At 68.2% G+C, this 23,263-nt stretch carries 11 protein-coding genes and 1 pseudogene; all 12 read left to right on the top strand.

Features of this window, described 5'->3' with window-relative positions:
- Positions 1 to 81: 81 nt before the first annotated feature.
- The 12 genes and pseudogenes from AC07XP_RS13875 (at position 82) to AC07XP_RS13820 (ending at position 23,214) form a co-directional block, all read left to right on the top strand.
- Positions 82 to 444 carry a phenol hydroxylase subunit P4 gene (locus tag AC07XP_RS13875; protein ID WP_354344627.1) on the top strand — a complete coding sequence of 121 codons (363 nt, stop codon included), beginning with the start codon at positions 82 to 84 and terminating at the stop codon, positions 442 to 444.
- 18 nt (positions 445 to 462) lie between these two features.
- Positions 463 to 1,521 (top strand): NADH:ubiquinone reductase (Na(+)-transporting) subunit F, encoded by a 1,059-nt coding sequence (locus AC07XP_RS13870; protein ID WP_495264988.1) that lies wholly within the window; start codon positions 463 to 465, stop codon positions 1,519 to 1,521.
- 13 nt (positions 1,522 to 1,534) lie between these two features.
- Positions 1,535 to 1,879 (top strand): 2Fe-2S iron-sulfur cluster binding domain-containing protein, encoded by a 345-nt coding sequence (locus AC07XP_RS13865; protein WP_307584416.1) that lies wholly within the window; start codon positions 1,535 to 1,537, stop codon positions 1,877 to 1,879.
- Between the two features lie 31 nt (positions 1,880 to 1,910).
- Positions 1,911 to 2,843, top strand: coding sequence for a catechol 2,3-dioxygenase (locus tag AC07XP_RS13860; protein ID WP_369645212.1), 933 nt, complete (start codon positions 1,911 to 1,913; stop codon positions 2,841 to 2,843).
- Positions 2,844 to 2,856: 13 nt separating this feature from the next.
- The gene (locus AC07XP_RS13855; RefSeq protein ID WP_495264987.1) at positions 2,857 to 4,311 is read left to right on the top strand and encodes a 2-hydroxymuconic semialdehyde dehydrogenase; all 1,455 of its coding nucleotides are present in this window, start codon (positions 2,857 to 2,859) and stop codon (positions 4,309 to 4,311) included.
- Between the two features lie 10 nt (positions 4,312 to 4,321).
- Positions 4,322 to 5,146 (top strand): alpha/beta fold hydrolase, encoded by an 825-nt coding sequence (locus AC07XP_RS13850; RefSeq protein ID WP_495264986.1) that lies wholly within the window; start codon positions 4,322 to 4,324, stop codon positions 5,144 to 5,146.
- 46 nt (positions 5,147 to 5,192) lie between these two features.
- Complete coding sequence (dmpE, locus tag AC07XP_RS13845; RefSeq protein ID WP_495264985.1) at positions 5,193 to 5,975, top strand: 2-oxopent-4-enoate hydratase; 783 nt, start codon at positions 5,193 to 5,195, stop codon at positions 5,973 to 5,975.
- 13 nt (positions 5,976 to 5,988) lie between these two features.
- Positions 5,989 to 6,918, top strand: coding sequence for an acetaldehyde dehydrogenase (acetylating) (locus tag AC07XP_RS13840; RefSeq protein ID WP_495264984.1), 930 nt, complete (start codon positions 5,989 to 5,991; stop codon positions 6,916 to 6,918).
- A gap of 10 nt (positions 6,919 to 6,928) precedes the next feature.
- The gene (gene dmpG / locus AC07XP_RS13835; RefSeq protein ID WP_495264983.1) at positions 6,929 to 8,002 is read left to right on the top strand and encodes a 4-hydroxy-2-oxovalerate aldolase; all 1,074 of its coding nucleotides are present in this window, start codon (positions 6,929 to 6,931) and stop codon (positions 8,000 to 8,002) included.
- Entirely contained in the window at positions 7,999 to 8,787 is a 789-nt protein-coding gene (dmpH, locus tag AC07XP_RS13830) for a 2-oxo-3-hexenedioate decarboxylase (protein WP_495264982.1), read from the top strand. The genes dmpG and dmpH overlap by 4 nt, the downstream gene beginning before the upstream one ends.
- A 33-nt stretch (positions 8,788 to 8,820) precedes the next feature.
- Positions 8,821 to 9,018, top strand: a pseudogene (gene thmT, locus AC07XP_RS13825) (2-hydroxymuconate tautomerase); the annotation flags it as partial.
- Positions 9,019 to 9,282: 264 nt separating this feature from the next.
- A complete protein-coding gene (locus AC07XP_RS13820; protein ID WP_495264981.1) occupies positions 9,283 to 23,214 on the top strand; it encodes an Ig-like domain-containing protein in 13,932 nt (4,643 codons plus the stop codon).
- The last annotated feature ends 49 nt before the right edge of the window (positions 23,215 to 23,263 follow it).

Genomic DNA, 23,263 nt, shown 5'->3' with positions numbered 1-23,263 from the left:
CCACCCCTCATCGACCCCCGCGCTCCCGCCGTGCCCCACGCACGGCGTGGGCGGCGCTCACCCCGAAACAAGGAGACCAACATGTCTGTTGTTGCACTCGCCCCCGGTTACACCGGCACCGTCATGGACAGCGAAGACCGCTTCCACGGCAACCGCCTGCTCTACATCGGCTGGGAAGACCACCTGCTCTTCTGCGCCCCCGTGTGCCTGCCGCTGCCCGCGGCCATGCCCTTCGGCGCGCTCATCAGCGACGTGCTGCCCGGCGTGTACGGCAGCCACCCCGACTTCGAAAAGGTCGACTGGTCGAAGGTCGAATGGTTCGACTCCGGCAAGCCCTTCGCGCCCGACGCGGCGAAGTCGCTGGCCGACAACGGCCTGGTCCACAAGTCGGCGCTGCGCTTTCGCACGCCCGGGCTCACGGGCATCGGCGGCTCGTTCAGCTGAGTACCGGAGGGCCTTGCCATGAGCTTCCAGATCATGATCGAGCCGCTCGGCCAGGCCGTGGCGGCGCGCGACGGACAGACCGTGCTCGACGCCTGCCTGCGCGCCGGCGTGTGGCTGCCGCACGCCTGCGGCCACGGCGTGTGCGGCACCTGCAAGGTGCAGGTGCTCGAAGGCGAGTGCGAGCACGGCGACGCGTCCAACTTCGCGCTCATGGACTTCGAGCGCGACGACGGCAAGATCCTCGCGTGCTGCGCGATGGCGCAGGCCGACCTGGTCATCGAGGCCGAGATCGACGAAGACCCCGACGCGCAGTTCCTGCCGCTGGAAGACTTCGACGCCGAGCTGGTCGAGGCCCGCATGCTCACGCCCACCATCCGCGGCCTGTGGCTGCGCACCGACCGGCCGGCGCCGTTCCAGGCCGGCCAGTACGTGATGCTGCACGTGCCGGGCGTGGAGGGCGCGCGCGCCTTCTCGATCGCCAACGCACCCGACGACCACCTCGTCGAGCTGCACATCCGCCGCGTGCCCAACGGCCGCGCCACCGGCTGGCTGCACGACGAACTGCAGCTGGGCCAGCGCCTGCGCTTCACCGCACCCAACGGCCGCTTCTTCGTGCGCAAGTCGGCCGGCCTGCCGATGATCTTCGTGGCCGGCGGCTCGGGCCTGTCGAGCCCGAAGTCGATGGTGCTCGACCTGCTGGCCGAAGGCTGCACCTTGCCGATCACGCTGGTGCAGGGCGCGCGCAACACCGAAGAGCTGTACTACCGCGCGCTCTTCGAGCAGCTCGCCGAGCGGCACCTCAACTTCACCTACGTGCCCGTGCTGTCCGACCTGCCGGCCGACAGCGACTGGCCTGGCGCGCGCGGCTTTGCGCACGAGGCGCTGAAGGCCCACTTCGCGAACGACTTCCGCGGCCACAAGGCCTATCTGTGCGGACCGCCGCCGATGACCGAGGCCTGCATCGCCACGCTGATGCAGGGCCGCCTGTTCGAGCGCGACATCTACACCGAGAAATTCTTCACCGCCGCCGATGCCGCGTCCGCGGCGCCGCGCAGCCCGCTCTTCAAGGCGTTGTGACGTGGAGCCGGTCATGCGCTTTTCCGTCGCCATCGGCAACACCCACGAGCACTACGTGTGCCGCGCCGACCAGACCCTGCTCGGCGGCATGGAGCAGCTCGGCCGCAAGGGCATCCCGGTCGGCTGCCGCGGCGGCGGTTGCGGCGTGTGCAAGGTGCGCATCGAGTCGGGCGCCGTGCGCCGCGAGCGCATGAGCCGGTGCCACGTCAGCGCCGAGGAAGAAGCCCAAGGCTACGTGCTGGCCTGCCGCGCGTACCCGCAGAGCGACCTGGCCCTGCGCGCTGTCGAGAAGCTGGCGCGCTGCATCGAGCGGCGACTGCTCGCGTCGCAACCCGCCGTTCCCCGTTCCCCCACCTGAACCTTTCCCTCACCCACCAAAGGAGACTTCCATGGCACTCACTGGCGTCATTCGCCCCGGACACGTGCAACTGCGCGTGCTCGACCTCGGGGCCGCCCTCACGCACTACCGCGACGTGCTGGGCCTGATCGAAACCGGGCGCGATGCGCAGGGCCGCATCTACCTCAAGGCCTGGGACGAGCACGACCACCACAGCGTCGTGCTGCGCGAAGCCGACGAGGCCGGCATGGACTTCATGGGCTTTCGCGTCGATTCGCCCGCCACGCTCGACCAGCTCGCGGCCGACCTGAAGGCCAGCGGACTGGCCACCGACATGCAGTGGATCGAAGCCGGCGAGCACCTGCGCACCGGCCCGCGCTTTCGCTTCACCGTGCCCACCGGCCATGCCATCGAGCTCTTCGCCGAGAAAGAAAAAGTCGGCAACGGCATGCCGTATGAAAACCCCGAGGTCTACCCCGACGATCTCAAGGGCATGGCGCCTTCGCGCTTCGACCACTGCCTGCTGTATGGCGACGACCTCGACGGCACCATGAAGCTGTTCACCGAGGTGCTGGGCTTCCAGCTCGCCGAGAGCGTGGTGGCGGGCCCCGAGCGCATGTACATCGCGGCCTTTCTCACCTGCTCGACCAAGCCGCACGACATCGCGTTCATCCGCCACCCCGAGAAGAACAAGTTCCACCACGCGTCGTTCCTGCTCGACAACTGGGGCGAGGTGCTCAAGGCGGCCGACATCATCACCAAGAAGCGCGTGTCGCTGGACATCGGCCCCACGCGCCACGGCATCACGCGCGGCGAAACCATCTACTTCTTCGACCCGAGCGGCAACCGCAACGAGGTGTTCTCGGGCGGCTACATCTTCTACCCCGACAAGCCGCCGCTGGTGTGGACCGACGACGAACTCGGGCGCGCGATCTTCTATCACGACCGCAAGCTCAACGAGAACTTCCTGAGCGTGGTGACCTGAAGGAGACGGTGCGATGAAACAGTTCATGAACTTCATCGGCGGCGAGTTCGTCGCCACGACGAAGACCTTCGACAACCGCGCGCCCGTGGACAACCGCGTCATCGGCAAGGTGCACGAGGCCGGCCGCGGCGAGGTCGATGCGGCCGTGCGCGCCGCACGCGCGGCACTGAACGGCGAGTGGGGCCGCATGAGCGTCGCGCGCCGCACGGAGCTGCTGCACGCCGTGGCCGACGAGATCAACCGGCGCTTCGACGACTTCCTGGCGGCCGAGATGGCCGACACCGGCAAGCCGCACGCGCTGGCTTCGCACGTCGACATCCCGCGCGGCGCGGCCAACTTCAAGGTGTTTGCCGACATCGTGAAGAACGTGCCCACCGAGAGCTTCGAGATGACGACGCCCGACGGCGGGCAGGCGCTGAACTACGCGGTGCGCTCGCCGCTGGGCGTGATCGGCGTCGTGTGCCCGTGGAACCTGCCGCTGCTGCTCATGACCTGGAAGGTCGGCCCCGCACTGGCCTGCGGCAACACGGTGGTGGTCAAGCCCTCGGAAGAAACGCCGGCCACCGCCACGCTGCTGGGCGAGGTGATGAACGCGGTCGGCATCCCGCCCGGCGTCTACAACGTGGTGCACGGCTTCGGGCCCGACTCGGCCGGCGAATTCCTCACCACGCACCCGGGCGTGGACGGCATCACCTTCACGGGCGAGACGCGCACCGGCGAGGCCATCATGGGGGCGGCCGCCAAAGGCGTGCGGCCCGTGTCCTTCGAGCTGGGCGGCAAGAACGCCGGCATCGTGTTCGCCGACGCCAATTTCGACAAGGCCGTGGCCGGCATCACGCGCTCGGCTTTCGAGAACTGCGGCCAGGTGTGCCTGGGCACCGAGCGTGTCTACGTGCAGCGGCCGATCTTCGACAAGTTCGTCGCGGCGCTCAAGGCCAGGGCCGAGGCGCTCAAGCCGGGGCCGTCGGAAGAAGCCGGCGTGGGCATCGGCCCGCTGATCTCGCGCGAGCACCAGCAGAAGGTGCTGTCGTACTACGCGAAGGCTGCGAAGGAAGGCGCCACCGTCGTCACCGGCGGCGGCGTGCCCTCGATGCCCGGCGCGCTGGCCGAGGGCCACTGGGTGCAGCCCACCATCTGGACCGGTCTGCCCGAGACGGCCTCGGTGATCCGCGAGGAAATCTTCGGCCCCTGCTGCCACATCGCGCCCTTCGACACCGAGGAAGAAGCCATCGCGTTGGCCAACGCCACCGACTACGGCCTGGCGACCACCGTGTGGACCGAGAACCTGGGTCGCGCGCACCGCGTGGCCAGGCAGGTGCAGGTCGGCATCTGCTGGGTCAACAGCTGGTTCCTGCGCGACCTGCGCACGGCATTCGGCGGCGCCAAGTCGTCGGGCATCGGCCGCGAGGGCGGCGTGCATTCGCTCGAGTTCTACACAGAACTTCGCAACGTCTGCATCAAGCTGTGAGGGCCCCGCGGTGAGCAACCCCGAAATCGCGAACAGCATCCGCACGGGTGCGTTCCACACCAACGTGCACGACCTGGGCGAGGGCGCACCGGTGCTCTTCATCCACGGCTCGGGCCCGGGCGTGAGTGCCTGGGCCAACTGGCGACTGGTGCTGCCGGTGCTCGCGCAGACGCGCCGCGTGATCGCGCCCGACATGGCCGGCTTCGGCTTCACCGAGCGCGTGCCCGGCGCGGCCTACACCATGGACGCCTGGGTGCGGCAGGCGCTGGACCTGCTCGACGCGCTCGACATCGAACGCGCCGACGTGGTGGGCAACTCCTTCGGCGGTGCGCTGGCATTGGCACTCGCCGTCCGCGCGCCGCACCGCGTGCGCCGGCTGGTGCTCATGGGCAGCGTGGGCGTGCCCTTCGCGATCACGCCGGGGCTCGATGCCGTGTGGGGCTACACGCCCTCGTTCGCGAACATGCGCCGGATCATGGATGTGTTCGCGTTCGACCGCGCCCTCGTCACCGACGAGCTCGCGCAGCTGCGCTACGAGGCCAGCATGCGGCCCGGTTTCCAGGAGACCTTCGGCGCGATGTTCCCCGCGCCGCGCCAGCGCTGGGTCGATGCCATGGCGAGCCCAGAGGCCGCCATTCGCGCATTGCCGCACGAGACGCTGCTGATCCACGGCCGCGAAGACCAGGTGATCCCGCTGGCCACCTCGCTCACGCTGAGCCAGTGGATTCCCCGCAGTCAGCTGCATGTGTTCGGCCGCTGCGGCCACTGGACGCAGATCGAGCACAGCGCGCGCTTCGCCCGCCTGGTCGGCGACTTCCTCAACGAAGCCGATTGACCGATTGATTGATTCACCCGAGACAGAGCAAAGGACAGAACCCACCATGGACCCCACCCTCATCCAGCGGCTCGGCGACGAGCTCTACGACGCGCTGCGCGAGCGCAGCGTCGTGGAGCCGCTCACCAGCCGGCACGCAGGCATCACCATCGCCGACGCCTACGGCATCCAGCAGCGCATGATCGCGCGCCGCCTCGAAGCCGGCGAGCGCGTCGTCGGCAAGAAGATCGGCGTCACCTCGCGCGCCGTGATGAACATGCTGGGCGTGTTCCAGCCCGACTTCGGCTACCTGCTCGACGGCATGGTCGTCGGCGAGGGCGAGTCGATCGACAGCGCCACGCTCATCCAGCCCAAGGCCGAGGGCGAGATCGCCTTTCTGCTCAAGCGCGACCTCATGGGCCCCGGCATCGGCAACGCCGACGTGCTGGCCGCCACCGAGTGCGTGATGCCCTGCTTCGAGATCGTCGATTCGCGCATCCGCGACTGGAAGATCCAGATCGCCGACACCGTGGCCGACAACGCCTCCTGCGGCGTGTTCGTGCTCGGCGACCACGCGGTCGATCCGCGCCGCATCGACCTGGCCACCTGCGGCATGGTGCTGGAGAAGAACGGCGAAATCATCGCCACCGGTGCGGGCGCCGCCGCGCTCGGCTCGCCGGTGAACGCGGTCGCCTGGCTGGCCAACACGCTCGGTGCGCTGGGCATCGGGCTCAAGGCGGGCGAGGTGATCCTGTCGGGCGCGCTCGCCGCGATGTTCCCTGCCAAGGCGGGCGACAACTTCCGCGTCTCGATCGGCGGCCTCGGCGGCTGCTCGGTGCGCTTCCACTGAAGGAGACAACCCCATGACGACCCCCAACAAGATCAAGTGCGCGCTGATCGGCCCCGGCAACATCGGCACCGACCTGCTCGCCAAGCTGCAGCGCAGCCCGGTGCTCGAACCCGTGTGGATGGTGGGCATCGACCCCGAATCCGACGGCTTGAAGCGCGCCCGCGAGATGGGCCTGAAGACCACGGCCGAGGGCGTGGACGGCCTCTTGCCGCATGTGCAGGCCGACGGCGTGCAGATCGCGTTCGACGCCACCAGCGCCTACGTGCATGCCGAGAACAGCGCCAAGCTCAACGCGCTCGGTGTGCTCATGATCGACCTCACGCCGGCGGCCATCGGTCCGTTCTGCGTGCCGCCGGTCAACCTCAAGAGCCTGCTCATGGCGGGCGGTGCGCGGCCGGCCAACGTCAACATGGTCACCTGCGGCGGGCAGGCCACCATTCCGATGGTGGCGGCGGTGTCGCGCGTGCAGCCGGTGGCCTACGGCGAGATCGTAGCCACCGTGTCGAGCCGCTCGGTCGGCCCGGGCACGCGCAAGAACATCGACGAATTCACGCGCACCACGGCCGGTGCGGTCGAGCGCGTGGGTGGCGCGGCCAAGGGCAAGGCGATCATCATCGTCAACCCGGCCGAGCCGCCGCTGATCATGCGCGACACGGTGCACTGCCTCACCGAAGGCCCGCCCGACGAGGCGCGCATCACGGCCTCGGTGCACGAAATGATCGCCGAAGTGCGCAAGTACGTGCCGGGCTACAAGCTCGTGAACGGGCCCGTCTTCGACGGCCACCGCGTGTCGATCTACCTGGAGGTCGAAGGCCTGGGCGACTACCTGCCCAAGTACGCCGGCAACCTCGACATCATGACCGCCGCCGCGGCGCGCACGGCCGAAATGTTCGCCGAAGCGATGCTCGCCAGCCTCCCGCAACCCGAGCCCGCCGTGGCCTAGGAGCACCCCCATGACCACCACGACGAAGACGAATCTGCAGGGCCGCCGTGTCACCCTGCACGACATGACGCTGCGCGACGGCATGCACCCCAAGCGCCACCTGATGACGCTCGAACAGATGACGCACATCGCCTGCGGGCTCGACGAAGCGGGCGTGCCGCTGATCGAGGTGACGCACGGCGACGGCCTGGGCGGCAGCTCGGTCAACTACGGCTTTCCCGCGCATTCCGACGAGGCGTACCTGGGCGCCGTGATCCCGCTCATGAAGCAGGCCAAGGTGTCGGCGCTGCTGATTCCCGGCATCGGCACCGTGGACCACCTGCGCATGGCGCACGGCCTGGGCGTGCACACCGTGCGCGTGGCCACGCACTGCACCGAGGCCGACGTGTCCGAGCAGCACATCACCATGGCGCGCCGGCTCGGCATGGACACGGTGGGCTTTCTCATGATGGCCCACATGGCCTCGCCCGAGACGCTGGTGCGCCAGGCACTGCTCATGGAAGGCTACGGCGCCAACTGCATCTACGTGACCGACTCGGCGGGCTACATGCTGCCCGACGACGTCACAGCGCGCATCGGCGCGGTGCGCGCGGCGCTCAAGCCCGACACCGAGCTGGGCTTTCACGGCCACCACAACCTCGCGATGGGCGTGGCCAACTCGGTCGCGGCCGTCGCGGCCGGTGCCAACCGCATCGACGCCGCGGCCGCAGGCCTGGGCGCGGGCGCGGGCAACACGCCGATGGAGGTGTTCGTGGCGGTGTGCGACCGCATGGGCATCGAGACCGGTGTCGATGTGTTCCGCATCCAGGACGTGGCCGAGGACCGCGTGGTGCCGATCATGGACCACATGATCCGCGTCGACCGCGACTCGCTCACGCTGGGCTACGCGGGCGTGTACTCGAGCTTCCTGCTGTTCGCCAAGCGCGCCGAGAAGAAGTACGGCGTGCCCGCGCGCGAGATCCTGGTGGAGCTGGGGCGGCGCGGCATGGTCGGCGGGCAGGAAGACATGATCGAAGACACGGCCATCACGCTGGCCCGCGCACGCCAGGCGGCGCTGCAACAACAGGAAGGAGTGGCGGCATGAAGCTCAGCCAAGACACCATCGCCGCGCTTGCCGAGCACCTGGAGACCTGCGAGCTCGAGGCGCGCGACACGCCCAAGATCACCAACGAGCATCCCGAGATGGACTGGGACGATGCCTACGCCATCCAGAACGAGATCCGCCGCCGCAAGCTCGCGCGCGGCCACCGCATCATCGGGCTGAAGGCCGGGCTCACCTCGCACGCCAAGATGAAGCAGATGGGCGTGACCACGCCGGTCTTCGGCTTCATGGCCGACAACTACGCGCTGCCCGAAGGCGGCGAGTGCAAGGTGAGCGACCTCATCCATCCGAAGGTCGAGCCCGAGATCGCGTTCGTCACCAAGCGCGCGCTCAGCGGCCCGGGCTGCCACATCGGCGCCGTGCTCGCGGCCACCGACTTCGTGCTGCCCGGCATCGAGGTGATCGACAGCCGCTACCGCGACTTCAAGTTCGACTTGAAGAGCGTGGTGGCCGACAACACCTCCGCCTCGCGCTTCGTGGTGGGCGGACGCGCCGTGCCCGCGAGCGAGGTCGACCTGCGCACCGTCGGCATCGTGCTGGAGAAGAACGGCCAGCCCGTGGCCTTCGGCGCGGGTGCCGCCGTGCTCGGCCACCCGGCCGCGGCCATTGCGATGCTGGCCAACCACCTCGGCGCGCGCGGCGAGGAGATTCCGGCGGGCACGCTGATTCTTTCGGGCGGCATCACCGAGGCCGTGGCCGTGCAGGCGGGCGATGCCGTCACGCTGAAGGTGCAGGGCATGGGCAGCGTGGGCCTGCGCTTCGTCTGATCTGCATCAACCACTGAAGCACACAGCAGGAGTACACGAATGCCCTTTGCACAGATCTACCTCATCGAAGGCCGCACCGAAGAACAGAAGCGCGCGCTGATCGAGAAAGTGACCCGCGCCATCGTCGAGGCCGTCGACGCGCCGAAGGAGAACGTGCGCGTGTGGCTGCACGACATGCCCAAGGAAAACTGGGGCATCGGCGGCGTGTCCGCCAAAGACCTCGGACGCTGACCGCTTCGCGCTGCGGCGCTGTCTTCTTCAAGGCCCTTGCGAGTCGTCGACTTGCAAGGGCCTTGTGCTTTGTACGAACTCCCAGGGGCTTTGTTCACAGTTTCGCCCTGTGCCTATGTTTGTCGCACCCGCTTTCGGACTCGTCCGATGGATGGAACGGGACCGTCTTCCTAAAGTCATCGGTCAACAAACCGTATGAGCTGGCGCCGCGCGTGCGCGTGCCGCTGCGGTCCCGTTTTTCATTCAGCAAGCACTAGGAATCACATGGCAACGAAGAAGACGAAGGTCGTCGTCAACAGCAACGGCAGGAACATCGATCACACGGTGGAAGCGGCAGCGAACGGCAAGGCGCCGGTCCGCATCAAGGTCCAGAAGGGCGCGAAGTACCTGCTCAAGGGCGACGACGGTTTTGCGCCCGAGAACGTGACGCTCACGCGCGTGGGCAACGACCTGCAGATCACGCTCGAAGGCGAGACGAGCCCGGGCGTGGTGCTCGAGGGCTACTACGCGCAATCGGAACCCGTGGGCCTGTACGGCGTGGCCGAAGACGGCCAGCTGTATGCGTACGCGCGCACCGACGGCGCGGGCGACATCTACGCGCTGGCCGAAGGCCAGTCGGCACCCGTGGCGCTGGGCGGCGATTCGTACGGCGCGGGTGCGCCGTACCTGGCCGGCACCGAAGCGGCCGGTGGCAACGATTTCTTCGGCGGCATGCTGCCCCTGCTGATGACCGGCGGCCTGGCCGCGCTCGGCCTCGGCGCCATTGCCGCGGCCAGCGGCAGCGACGGCGATACCGCGCCGAGCCTTCCGCCCGTGATGCCCCCGCCCGACGTGCGTCCTCCCGGCAAGCCCGGCTTCGACGGCATTGGCGGCGCCTACGACGACGTCGGCCCCATCAAGGGCCAGATCCAACCCGGCGGCCAGACCGACGACACGCGACCTGATTTTTTCGGCACCGGCACCCCCGGCAACACCATCACCATGTACGACAACGGCAAAGAAATCGGCAAGACCCTTGTGGACGGCAACGGCGCGTGGCACTTCACGCCACCGAAGGACCTGAGCGAGGGCAACCATTCCATCACCATCACCGAGAGCGATCCGGCCGGCCGTGAAGGCGAGCCTTCGGATCCGTTCGAGTTCGCCGTCGACACCACGCCACCGACCAAGCCCGAGTGGAACGGCGGCAGCAGCGAAGGCCCCGGCGCCGTCATCGACGACGTGGGCCCCATCAAGGGCCGCGTGCCCCCGGGCGGCGCGACGGACGACCAGCGCCCCGATTTCGACGGCCAGGGCACGCCGGGCGACACCATCATCGTGCTGGACCACGGCAAGGAAATCGGCCGCGTCGAAGTGGACGGGAACGGCGTGTGGACCTTCACGCCGCCGACCGACCTGAGCGAGGGCGAGCACTCCATCACCATCGTCGAGCGCGACCCCGCGGGCAACGAGAGCAAGCCCTCCGACCCGTTCGAATTCGAAGTCGACATCACCGCGCCCGAGCGGCCCCAGGTGGGCGGCGCCAACGACAACATGGGCGAGTACCAGGGCCCCATCACCCCGGGCGGCGTCACCGACGACCGCCAGCCCGAGTTCCATGGCGAAGGCACGCCGGGCGACACCATCGTCATCAAGGACGGTGACACCGTGATCGGCACCACCGAAGTGGACGAGAACGGCGCCTGGACCTTCACGCCGTCGACGGACCTGAAGGAGGGCGACCATTCCATCACCGTCATCGCGCGCGACCCGGCCGGCAACGAGAGCAAGCCCTCCGACCCCTTCGATTTCGAGATCGACGTGACCCCACCCGATGCCAGCAAGCTGGCGATCACGGGCGTGGCCGACGACGTGGGCGAAGTCACGGGCAACGTGGCCTCGGGCGGCAAGACCGACGACAGCCGTCCGCTGCTCAGCGGCACCGGCACGACCGGCGACACCATCATCGTGACGGTCAAGGACAGCACGGGCAGCCGCGAGCTCGGCCGCGCCATCGTGGACGCCGACGGCAAGTGGACGCTGCAGGTGAGCACGCCGCTGCTGCAAGGCAAGAACGAGTTCACCGCCATCGAGATGGACCCCACGGGCAACCACACCGCGCCCACCGCGCCCTACACCGTGATCCTGGACAGCGTGCCGCCGAGCGTGCCCGTGATCCAGAACGTGCAGGACGACGTGGGCCCGCAAACGGGCATGCTGCAAAAGGGCCAGGTCACCGACGACGCCCGTCCGACCATCATCGGCACCGCGCAAGCGGGCAACACCATCAAGGTCTACGACGGCACCAAGCTGCTGGGCCAGACCGTGGCCGACGCCAATGGCAAGTGGAGCTTCACGCCTGAAGCCGACCTGGCCGACGGCACGCACAACATCACCGCCACGGCCACCAACCCCGTGGGCCAGACCAGCGACGCCACCGGCGTCTGGAACTTCGTGGTCGACGCCACGCCGCCGGGGCAGGTCACCGACCTCGTCGTGACCGACGACGTGGGTGGCAAGGTGGGCGCGCTGAAGGACGGCGAGACCACCGACGACGACCTCCCGACCTTCAGCGGCAAGGCCGAGCCGGGCGCCACCGTGAACGTGTACGACAACGGCACCAAGATCGGCGAAGCGCTGGTGGACGAGAACGGCGACTGGAGCTTCACGCCCACCACGCCGCTGACCAGCGGCGACCACGCCTTCACCACCGAAGTGGTCGACCAAGCCGGCAACAGCAGTGGGCAGGGCGATGCGCTGAATGTGGTGGTGGATGCCATTCCTGGCGTCGTGACCCTCGGCAAGCTGATGGACGACCAGGGCACGATCCAGGGCGCCATCGCCCCCAACGGAAACACCGACGACGCGCGCCCCGAGATCCAGGGCACGGGCAAGGCCGGCAGCACCATCAAGGTGTACGACGGCGCGACCCTGCTGGGCGAGACGACGGTCAAGCCCGATGGCTCGTGGAGCTTCACGCCCGGCACGGCCCTGTCCGACGGCGCACACAGCATCACCGTGACCGCGACCGACAAGGCCGGCAACACGAGCGAGCCGACCAAGCCGTTCAACTTCACCGTGGACACCGCGCCGCCGGCCGCGCCGAGCATCGAATCGGCGCTGGACGACGTGGGCGCCAAGCAGGGCGCATTGGTCAACGGCGGCGTGACGGACGATCCGTCGCCCACGCTGTCGGGCAAGGCCGAAGCGGGCAGCACCGTGACCATCAATGACAACGGCGCCTTCCTGGGCAAGGTCGTGGCCGACGCCGAAGGCAACTGGAGCTACACGCCGACCACGCCGCTCAACGAAGGCGAGCACAAATTCACCGTCAGCGCCACCGACAAGGCGGGCAACACGAGCGCGCCTTCGGCCGAGTTCGTGCTGACCACCGACTACACGCCGCCCGATGCCAGCAAGCTGGCGATCACCGGCGTGGCCGACGACGTGGGTCTGGTGCAAGGCAACGTGGCCCCGGGCGAGAAGACCGACGACAGCCGTCCGGTCATCAGCGGCACCGGCACGGCGGGCGACACCATCATCGTGATGGTCAAGGACAGCACGGGCACCCGCAAGCTGGGCGAAGCGACCGTGGGCGTCGACGGCAAGTGGACGCTGCAGGTGAGCACGCCGCTGCTGCAGGGCAACAACGAATTCACCGCCATCGAAGTCGACCCGGCGGGCAACGCGACCGCACCGAGCGCGTCGTACACCGTGATCCTGGACAGCGTGCCGCCGAGCGAGCCCGTGATCCAGAACGTGCAGGACGACGTGGGCGTGCTCCAGGGCATGCTGCAGAAGGGCCAGGTCACCGACGACGCCAAGCCGACCATCATCGGTACGGCGCAAGCGGGCAACACCATCAAGGTCTACGACGGCACGAAGCTGCTGGGCCAGACCGTGGCCGACGCGGAAGGCAAGTGGAGCTTCACGCCTGAGACGGCGCTGGCCGACGGCACGCACAACATCACTGCCACGTCCACCAACCCCGTGGGCCAGACCAGCACGCCCACCGGCATCTGGAACTTCGTGGTCGACACCACGCCTCCGGGCCTGGTGACGGGCCTCGAAGTGCTGGACGACGAGGGCGCGGTGCAGGGGCCGCTGAAGAACGGCGACACCACCGACGACAACAAGCCCGAGTTCAAGGGCAAGGCCGAGCCGGGTTCGACCGTGAACGTGTACGACGACGGCACGCTGCTGGGCAGCGCGCTGGTCGACGCCAACGGCGACTGGAGCTTCACGCCCAGCATGCCGCTGGCGCAAGGGCCGCACGCACTCACCACCGAGGTGGTGGACCCCGCGGGCAATTCGAGCGGCCAGGGCGAGCCGTTGAACCTGATCGTGGACCGCATTCCGGGCAAGCTGGAAATCAACACGCTGATGGACGACCACGGCGCCGTCCAGGGCCCGATCGCTCCCAACGGAAATACCGACGACAAGCGCCCCGAGATCCAGGGCACGGGCAAGGCCGGCAGCACCATCAAGGTGTACGACGGCGCCACGCTGCTGGGCGAGACCGTGGTCAAGGCCGACGGCTCGTGGCGTTTCACGCCCACGGCCGACCTGGGTGAAGGCGCGCACGCCATCACCGCCACCGCCACCGACCTGGCAGGCAACACGAGCGAGCCGACCAAGGCGTTCAACTTCACCGTGGACACCGTGCCCCCGATCACGCCGAGCATCGAATCGGCCCTGGACGACGTGGGCTTGGTGCAGGGCCCGCTGGTCAACGGCGGCGTGACGGACGACCCGTCGCCCACGCTCTCGGGCAAGGCCGAAGCCGGCAGCACCGTGACCATCAAGGACAACGGTGCCGTGCTCGGCACGGCCGTGGCCGATGCCGAAGGCAACTGGAGCTACACGCCCACCACGCCGCTCACGGAAGACAAGCACACGTTCACCGTCACCGCCACCGACAAGGCGGGCAACACGAGTGCGCCTTCGGCCGAGTTCGTGTTGACCACCGACTACACGCCGGCCGACTACAGCAAGCTGGCGATCACCGGCGTGGAAGACGACGAGGGCAGCATCACGGGCAACGTGGCCTCGGGCGAGAAGACCGATGACAGCCGTCCCGCGATCAGCGGCACCGGTACGGCCGGCGACACCATCATCGTGATGGTCAAGGACGGCACGGGCGAGCGCGAGCTGGGCCGCGCGACCGTGGACGCCAGCGGCAAGTGGACGCTGCAGGTGACCACGCCGCTGCTGCAAGGCAACAACGAATTCACCGCCATCGAAGTGGACCCGGCGGGCAATGCGACCGCACCGAGCGCGCCCTACACGGTGATCTTGACCACCGTGCCGCCGAACATGCCGGTGATCCAGAACGTGCAGGACGACGTGGGCATCCACACGGGCATGCTGCAAAAGGGCGACGTCACCGACGACGCCCGGCCGACCATCATCGGCACCGCGCAGGCGGGGAGCACCGTCAAGGTCTACGACGGCACGAAGCTGCTGGGCCAGGTCGTGGCCGACGCGGAAGGCAAGTGGAGCTTCACGCCCGAGACGGCGCTCGCCGACGGCGCGCACAACATCACCGCCACGGCCACCAACGTGGTGGGCGTGGTCAGTCCCGCCACCGGCATCTGGAACTTCTCGGTGGACACCAAGGCCCCCGATCCGGCGACCGTCCAGCTGCTGGACGACGTGGGCGGCAAGCAAGGGGTGCTGAACAACGGCGACACCACCGACGACACCAAGCCCGAGTTCAAGGGCAAGGCCGAGCCGGGTTCGACCGTGAAGGTCTACGACAACGGCACGCTGCTGGGCAGCGTGCCGGTCGACGCCAACGGCGACTGGAGCTTCACGCCTTCCACGCCGCTGGCGAACGGTTCGCACGCGCTCACCACCGAGGTGGTGGACCCCGCGGGCAACTCGAGCGGTCAAAGCGATCCGCTGAACCTGATCGTGGACACCATCCCTGGCGAACTGCGGATCAGCGCGCTGGTGGACGACCAGGGCACCGTGACGGGCGCCATCGCCGCCAACGGCATCACCGACGACAAACGCCCCGAGATCCAGGGCACGGGCAAGGCCGGCAGCACCGTCAAGGTGTACGACGGCGCGACCCTGCTGGGCGAGACCGTGGTCAAGGTCGACGGTTCGTGGACCTTCACGCCCACGGCCGACCTGGGTGAAGGCGCGCACGCCATCACCGCCACCGCCACCGACCTGGCGGGCAACACGGGCGAGCCGACGCAGGCGTTCAACTTCACCGTGGACACCGCGCCGCCGGCCACGCCGAGCATCGAATCGGCCCTGGACGACGTGGGGTCCAAGCAGGGTGCATTGGTCAACGGCGGCGTGACGGACGATCCGTCGCCCACGCTCTCGGGCAAGGCCGAAGCCGGCAGCACCGTGACCATCAACGACAACGGCGCCGTGCTGGGCACGGTCGTGGCCGACGCCAACGGCGACTGGGTGTACACGCCCACCACGCCGCTGACGGAAGACACGCACGCGTTCACCGTCACCGCCACGGACAAGGCGGGCAACACGAGCGCGCCTTCGGCCGAGTTCGTGCTGACCACCGACTACACGCCGGCTGACTTCAGCAAGCTGTCGATCACCGGCGTGGCCGACGACGTGGGGCTGGTGCAAGGCAACGTGGCCTCCGGCGAGAAGACCGACGACAGCCGTCCCGCGATCAGCGGCACCGGCACGGCCGGCGACACCATCATCGTGATGGTCAAGGACAGCACGGGCAACCACAAGCTGGGCGAGGCGATCGTGGACGCCAACGGCAAGTGGACGCTGCAAGTGACGACGCCGCTGCTGGAAGGCCGCAACGAGTTCACCGCCATCGAAGTGGACCCCGCAGGCAACGCGACCGCACCGAGCGCGTCGTACACCGTGATCCTGGACAGCGTGCCACCGAGCGCGCCCGTGATCCAGAACGTGCAGGACGACGTGGGCATCCACACGGGCATGCTGCAAAAGGGCGATGTGACCGACGACGCCAAGCCGACCATCATCGGCACGGCGCAAGCGGGCACCACCGTCAAGATCTACGACAACGGCACCAAGATCGGTGAAGTCGTGGCCGACGCTTCGGGCAAGTGGAGCTTCACGCCCGAAGCCAACCTGGCCGATGGCACGCACAACATCACCGCCACCGCCACCAACCCCGTGGGCCAGACCAGCCAACCCACCGGCATCTGGAACTTCGTGGTCGACACCGTGCCTGCGGGCCCGGTGACGGGCCTGGAAGTGCTGGACGACGAGGGCGCCGTGCAAGGTCCGCTGAAGAACGGCGACACCACCGACGACAACAAGCCCGAATTCAAGGGCAAGGCGGAGCCGGGCGCGACCGTGAATGTGTACGACAACGGCACGCTGCTGGGCAGCGCGCTGGTCGACAGCAATGGCGACTGGAGCTTCACGCCCCCCACGCCGCTGGCGAACGGTTCGCACGCGCTGACCACCGAGGTGGTGGACCCGGCGGGCAACTCGAGTGGCCACAGCGATCCGCTGAACCTGATCGTGGACACCATCCCTGGTGAGCTGCGGATCAGCACGCTGGTGGACGACCAGGGCGCCGTGAAGGGCCCCATCGCAACCAATGGCATCACCGACGATGCACGCCCCGAGATCCAGGGCACGGGCAAGGCCGGCAGCACCGTGAAGGTGTACGACGGTGCGACCCTGCTGGGAGAGACCGTGGTCAAGGCCGACGGCACGTGGACCTTCACGCCAACGGCCGATCTGGGCCAGGGCGCGCACGCCATCACGGCCACGGCCACCGACAAGGCCGGCAACCCGAGCGGGCCGACCCAGGCGTTCAACTTCACGGTGGACACCGTGCCACCGGCCGCGCCGAGCATCGACGCAGCGGCAGACGACGTGGGCGCCAAGCAGGGTGCATTGCTCAACGGCGGCGTGACGGACGATCCGTCCCCGACGCTGTCGGGCAAGGCCGAAGCGGGCAGCACCGTGACCGTGTACGACAACAACGCCAAGCTGGGCACGGCCGTGGCCGATGCCAACGGCAACTGGGTGTACACCCCCACCACGCCGCTGGCAGAGGGCGAACACAAGTTCACCGTCACCGCCACCGACAAGGCGGGCAACACGAGCGTGCCTTCGGCCGAGTTCGTGGTGACCACCGACTACACGCCGCCTGACGTCAGCAAGCTCGCGATCACCGGCGTGGCCGACGACGTGGGCCTGGTGCAAGGCAACGTGGCTTCGGGCAGCAAGACGGACGACAGCCGCCCGCTGATCAGCGGCACCGGCACGGCCGGCGACACCATCGTCGTGATGGTCAAGGACAGCACGGGCACCCACAAGCTGGGCGAAGCGACCGTGGGCGCCGATGGCAAGTGGGCGCTGCAGCTGACCACGCCGCTGCTGGAAGGCAGCAATGAGTTCACCGCGATCGAGGTCGATCCGGCGGGCAATGCGACCGTGCCGAGCGCACCCTACACCGTGATCCTGGACAGCGTGCCGCCGAGCGAGCCGGTGATCCAGAACGTGCAGGACGATGCAGGCCCGAAGACGGGCATGCTGCAAAAGGGCGACGTCACCGACGACGCCAAGCCAACCATCATCGGCACGGCGCAAGCCGGCACCACCGTCAAGATCTACGACAACGGCACCCAGATCGGTGAGGTCGTGGCCGACGCTGGCGGCAAGTGGAGCTTCACGCCGGGCACGAACCTGGCCGACGGCGCGCACAACATCACCGCGACGGCCACCAACCCTGTGGGCCAGACCAGCAAGCCCACCGGCATCTGGAACTTCGTGGTCGACACCGTGCCTCCGGTCCCGGTCACGGGCCAGGAAGCACTGGACGACGTGGGTGCGGTGCAAGGTCCGCTCAAGAGCGGTGACACCACCGATGACAACAAACCCGAATTCAAGGGCAAGGCCGAACCGGGCGCGACCGTGAACCTGTACGACGGCGACGAAAAGATCGGCGAAGCCGTGGCTGACGAAAACGGCAACTGGAGCATCACGCCCACCACGCCGCTGGGCGACGGTGCGCACTCGCTGAGCACGGAAGTGGTCGACCCCGCTGGCAACTCCAGCGGCAAGGGTCCGGCACTGGACATCCTCGTGGACACCTCGAAGGTCGAAGTCTCGATCAGCACGCTGGTGGACGACCAGGGCGCGATCAAGGGTGCCATTGCCGCCAACGGCACGACCGACGACAAGCGTCCCGAGATCCAGGGCACGGGCAAGGCCGGCAGCACCATCAAGGTGTACGACGGTGCCACGCTGCTGGGCGAGACCGTGGTCAAGGCCGACAACTCGTGGAGCTTCACGCCCACGGTCGACCTGGGTGAAGGCGCGCATGCCATCACCGCCACGGCCACCGACAAGGCGGGCAACACGAGCCAGCCGACCCAGGCGTTCAACTTCACGGTGGACTCCGTCGCACCGACCGCACCGACCATCGAATCGGTCACGGACGACGTGGGCGCCAAGCAGGAGCCGCTGGTCAGCGGTGACGTGACGGACGACCCGTCCCCGACACTGACCGGCAAGGCCGAAGCGGGCAGCACCGTGGTCATCAAGGACAACGGCGCCGTGCTCGGCCAGGTCACGGCCGATGCCGAAGGCAAGTGGAGCTTCACGCCCACCACGCCACTGCCGGAAGGCGAACACAAGTTCACCGTCACCGCCACCGACAAGGCGGGCAACACGAGCGCGCCTTCGGCCGAGTTCGTGGTGACCACCGACTACACGCCGCCGGACGCCAGCATGCTGGCCATCACGGGCGTGGAAGACGACGTGGGCGGCATCACGGGCAACGTGGCCTCGGGCGCGACGACGGACGACAGCCGTCCGGTCATCAGCGGCACCGGCACGGCCGGCGACACCATCATCGTGACGGTCAAGGACAGCACGGGCAGCCGTGAGCTGGGCCGCGCGACCGTGGGCGCCGACGGCAAGTGGACGCTGCAAGTGAGCACGCCGCTGCTGGAAGGCAGCAACGAGTTCACCGCGATCGAAATGGACCCGGCGGGCAACCAGACCGCGCCGAGCGCGCCGTACACCGTGACCCTGGACAGCGTGCCGCCGAGCGTGCCCGTGATCCAGAACGTGCAGGACGACGTGGGCGTGGTGCACATGCTGCAAAAGGGCGAAGTCACCGACGACGCCAAGCCGACCATCATCGGCACGGCGCAGGCCGGCAACACCATCAAGGTCTACGACGGCGCCACGCTGCTGGGCCAGGTCGTGGCCGACGCTTCGGGCAAGTGGAGCTTCACGCCCGAGACCGCGCTGGCCGACGGCCCGCACGACATCACCGCGACGGCCACGAACTCCGTGGGCCAGACCAGCGACGCCACCGGCATCTGGAACTTCGTGGTCGACACCGCGCCTCCGGGCCCGGTGACGGGTCTCGAAGTGCTCGACGACGTGGGTGCCAAGACGGGGCCGCTCGCCAATGGCGACACCACCGACGACACCAAGCCCACCTTCAACGGCAAGGCCGAGCCGGGCGCGACCGTGAAGGTCTACGACAACGGCACGCTGCTGGGCAGCGCGCTGGTCGACGGCAACGGCGACTGGACGTTCACGCCGACCACGCCGCTGGCGAACGGTTCGCATGCGCTCACCACCGAGGTGGTGGACCCTGCGGGCAACTCGAGCGGTCAAAGCGCTCCGCTGAACCTGATCGTGGACATCATCCCTGGCACGTTGGAGATCAGCGCGCTGGTGGACGACCAGGGTGCCATCAAGGGCGGCATCGTGCTCAACGGCACGACCGACGACACGCGCCCTGAAATCCAGGGCACGGGCAAGGCCGGCAGCACCGTGAAGGTGTACGACGGTTCGACCCTGCTGGGCCAGACCGTGGTCAAGGCCGACGGTTCGTGGACCTTCACGCCGACGGCCGAGCTGGGCCAGGGTGCGCACGCCATCACCGCCACCGCCACCGACCTGGCGGGCAACACGGGCACGCCGACCTCGGTCTTCGGCTTCACCGTGGACACCGTGCCCCCGACGGCGCCGAGCATCGATGCGGCGGCAGACGACGTGGGCGCCAAGCAGGGTGCATTGGTCAACGGCGGCGTGACGGACGACCCGTCGCCCACGCTCTCGGGCAAGGCCGAAGCCGGCAGCACCGTGACCATCAACGACAACGGCGCCAAGCTGGGCACGGTCGTGGCCGACGCCAACGGCAACTGGGTGTACACGCCCACCACGCCGCTGGCAGAGGGCGAACACAAGTTCACCGTCACCGCCACCGACAAGGCCGGCAACACGAGCACGCCTTCGGCCGAGTTCGTGCTGACCACCGACTACACGCCGCCCGCGGCTTCGGTCGCGACGCTGAGCGACGACGCCGGCGAGATCAAGGGGCCGATCACCAGCGGCACCATCACCGACGACGACACCCCGACCTACGCGGGCAAGACCGAGCCGAACGCCACCGTGGTCATCTATGACGACGGCAAGGAAATCGGCAAGGTGCAGGCCAACGCCACGGGCGACTGGAGCTTCACGCCCGAAACGCCGCTGGCACCGGGCGCGCACAGCTTCAGCAATGCCGTGACCGACGTGGCCGGCAACGTGGGCCAGCCGGGCGCGGCCATCGACTTCACCGTCGATGCGCAACCCGCGACCGTCAGCATCGCCGGCGCGACCGACAACGCCGGCGACATCCTCGGCGAGATCGCCAAGGGCGGCGTCACCGACGACGCCACCCCGACCCTGCACGGCAAGGCCACCCCGGGCGGCACCGTGAAGGTGTACGACGGCACCACCGTGCTGGGCTCGGTCGTGGCCGACGCCAACGGCGACTGGAGTTTCACACCGTCCACCGCGCTGCGCGAAGGCGCGTACGAACTGAGCGCCACCGTGACCACGGCGGCGCACGGCGAAAGCGCGAAGACGGCGGTGTTCGACTTCACCGTCGACTTCACCGCGCCGGGCGCGCCGACCATCGTGGCGGTGCTCGACGACGTGGGCAGCATCACCATCAACGTGGCGCAGGGCGGCGTTACCGACGACACCCGGCCGCAGTTCAAGGGCAAGGCCGAGCCGGGCAGCACCGTGAAGGTCTACGACGGCGGCACGCTGCTGGGCGAGACCACGGCCAACGCCGCGGGCGACTGGAGCGTCACGCCGGCCACGGCGCTGGGCAACGGCCCGCACAACGTGACCGTGACCGCTACGGACGCCGCAGGCAACGTGAGCGCGCCCTCGGCCGCCTTCGACTTCACCGTCGACGCGACGCCGCCGGCCAAGCCGACCATCGTGTCGGTGGTCGACGACGTGGGCAGCATCCAGGGCGAACTGAAGCTGAACGACGTCACCGACGATCCGCGCCCCGTCTTCACGGGCAAGGCCGAGGCCAACAGCACCGTGGTCATCTATGACAAGGGTGTGGAGGTCAAGCGCGTGCCTGTCGATGCGTCGGGCAACTGGACCTGGACGCCGACGACGGCGCTGAACAACGGCGTGCACACCATCACCGTGAAGGCCGTCGACCAGGCGGGCAACCTCAGCGCGCCGTCGGATGCCTTCGGCTTCACGGTGTCCACCACGCCGCCGCCCAAGCCGACCATCGTGTCGGTGTACGACGACGTGGGCGGCGAGCAGGGCGACCTGTACAGCGGTGACTTCACCGACGATTCCCTGCCCCTGGTCACGGGCAAGGCTGAGGCCAACAGCACCGTCATCGTCTTCAACAACGGTGTGGAGGTGACGCGCGTGCAGTCCGATGCCTCGGGCAAATGGACCTACATGCCGGCGACCCCGCTGGCCGACGGCGGCCACAGCATCAGCGCGATCGTGATCAACAAGGCGGGCGTGTCCAGCGTGCCTTCGGCGGCGTTCGGGTTCACGGTGGACACGACGCCTCCGGCCAGCGCGCCAACGATCACCGGTGCGTACGACGATGTGGGCGCTTCCCAAGGCAACGTGCCCAATGGCGGCACCACCGACGACACGCGACCCACCCTGAGTGGGACGGGTGAAGTCGACGCCGTGGTCACCGTCAAGAGCGGCAGTACCGTGATCGGTACCGCGACAGTGGGCAGTGACGGAAAGTGGTCATTGACCCCGGTCAACGACCTGGCGCTGGGCAACCACAGCTTCACCGCGACACAGAGCGACCGAGCGGGAAATGAAAGTCCAAACTCGGACTCTTTCGGGCTTGGAATCGGGGGGGGCGCAAGCTTGAACGAGAACTTCGAGACGATGGCTCCGCACGTTTTCTTGGAAGGGACGAAATTCACTGCGCCCAGTGGCCTTCAGATTACTCTTTTGGAGAAGGGACGTGGTGAGATGAATCTCCAAGAGGTCATTTCGGTCCATCTCGGGGCGGGTAAGAAAAGCTTGCTGTTGTGTCCTGTTTCGACCACGCGGTTCGACTTCGGGGAGACGGAAAGCGTGCAGTACAAGGTGTATGCAGTTCAAACCCTGGCAAGCGCCAAGTACTACGATGCCACGGGCGCAATGCTGGGTTCGCACGACATCCCTTCTTTTTATGAAGCCATGAGACCCTATTCGTTCACGCCTCCTGTCGGCAAAGCCGTGGCGTACATGACGATCACCGTTGGAGAGGAAGGGGGGGCATGGGGAGACACTGGCATCACGATCGATGAAATCAGTTGGTCCGGCATTGTTGTCCCCAGCACCAAGACCTTGAGCCTCGCATCGGCAGATGCACCCGAACATGCGAATGCCGACGGGCAGGTGCGCGAACACGCAACCCAGGCGTACACCGAGAGCGACGACACGATCATCGCCAGGCTCGGCTTCGCCGACCGCCTCGAAGGCGGCGCCGGCAACGACACCTTCACGAAGGTGGGCACGGGCGACGTGGTGCATGGCGGTGCGGGCGACGACGTCATCCGCGTCAACAGCGGCGACTTCGCACGCATCGATGGCGGCCTGGGTGTCGACACGCTGGTGATGGACGGCAAGGCGATGCACATCGACCTGTCGGCCCTCGGCCTGAAGGTGCAGGGCGTCGAGAAGTTCGACCTGGGCGCGGGCGGCAACACGCTGGCGCTGAGCACGCACGACGTGCTGGCCGGTGGCGCACGCGACATGGTCGTGGCCGACGGCAAGGTGCAGATGCTGGTCAACGGCGCCAACGGCGACGTGAACCTGCTCGGCGGCGACGACAGCTGGGCCCAGGGCGGCAATGCCACGGTAGGCGGTGTGACGTACAGCGTCTACACCAACCTGGCCGGCACGGCCGAGCTGCTGGTCGAGGACAAGGTCCACGTGACCATCCTGTAAGGCCGTAGATCGGCAACGCGGCGCGACAGCAGCGCCGCGCATGACGCGG

This window comes from Variovorax sp. GW531-E2 (assembly GCF_059423125.1).
Note: the sequence above shows the minus strand (reverse complement) of the source record. Positions and strands in the feature narration are given on the sequence as shown.

What these genes read in the sequence shown, in the direction of transcription:
- AC07XP_RS13875 (WP_354344627.1), top strand. Translation starts at nt 82, where the DNA reads ATGTCTGTTGTTGCACTCGCCCCCGGTTACACCGGCACCGTCATGGAC.
- AC07XP_RS13870 (WP_495264988.1), top strand. Translation starts at nt 463, where the DNA reads ATGAGCTTCCAGATCATGATCGAGCCGCTCGGCCAGGCCGTGGCGGCG.
- AC07XP_RS13865 (WP_307584416.1), top strand. Translation starts at nt 1,535, where the DNA reads ATGCGCTTTTCCGTCGCCATCGGCAACACCCACGAGCACTACGTGTGC.
- AC07XP_RS13860 (WP_369645212.1), top strand. Translation starts at nt 1,911, where the DNA reads ATGGCACTCACTGGCGTCATTCGCCCCGGACACGTGCAACTGCGCGTG.
- AC07XP_RS13855 (WP_495264987.1), top strand. Translation starts at nt 2,857, where the DNA reads ATGAAACAGTTCATGAACTTCATCGGCGGCGAGTTCGTCGCCACGACG.
- dmpE (WP_495264985.1), top strand. Translation starts at nt 5,193, where the DNA reads ATGGACCCCACCCTCATCCAGCGGCTCGGCGACGAGCTCTACGACGCG.
- AC07XP_RS13840 (WP_495264984.1), top strand. Translation starts at nt 5,989, where the DNA reads ATGACGACCCCCAACAAGATCAAGTGCGCGCTGATCGGCCCCGGCAAC.
- dmpG (WP_495264983.1), top strand. Translation starts at nt 6,929, where the DNA reads ATGACCACCACGACGAAGACGAATCTGCAGGGCCGCCGTGTCACCCTG.
- dmpH (WP_495264982.1), top strand. Translation starts at nt 7,999, where the DNA reads ATGAAGCTCAGCCAAGACACCATCGCCGCGCTTGCCGAGCACCTGGAG.
- AC07XP_RS13820 (WP_495264981.1), top strand. Translation starts at nt 9,283, where the DNA reads ATGGCAACGAAGAAGACGAAGGTCGTCGTCAACAGCAACGGCAGGAAC.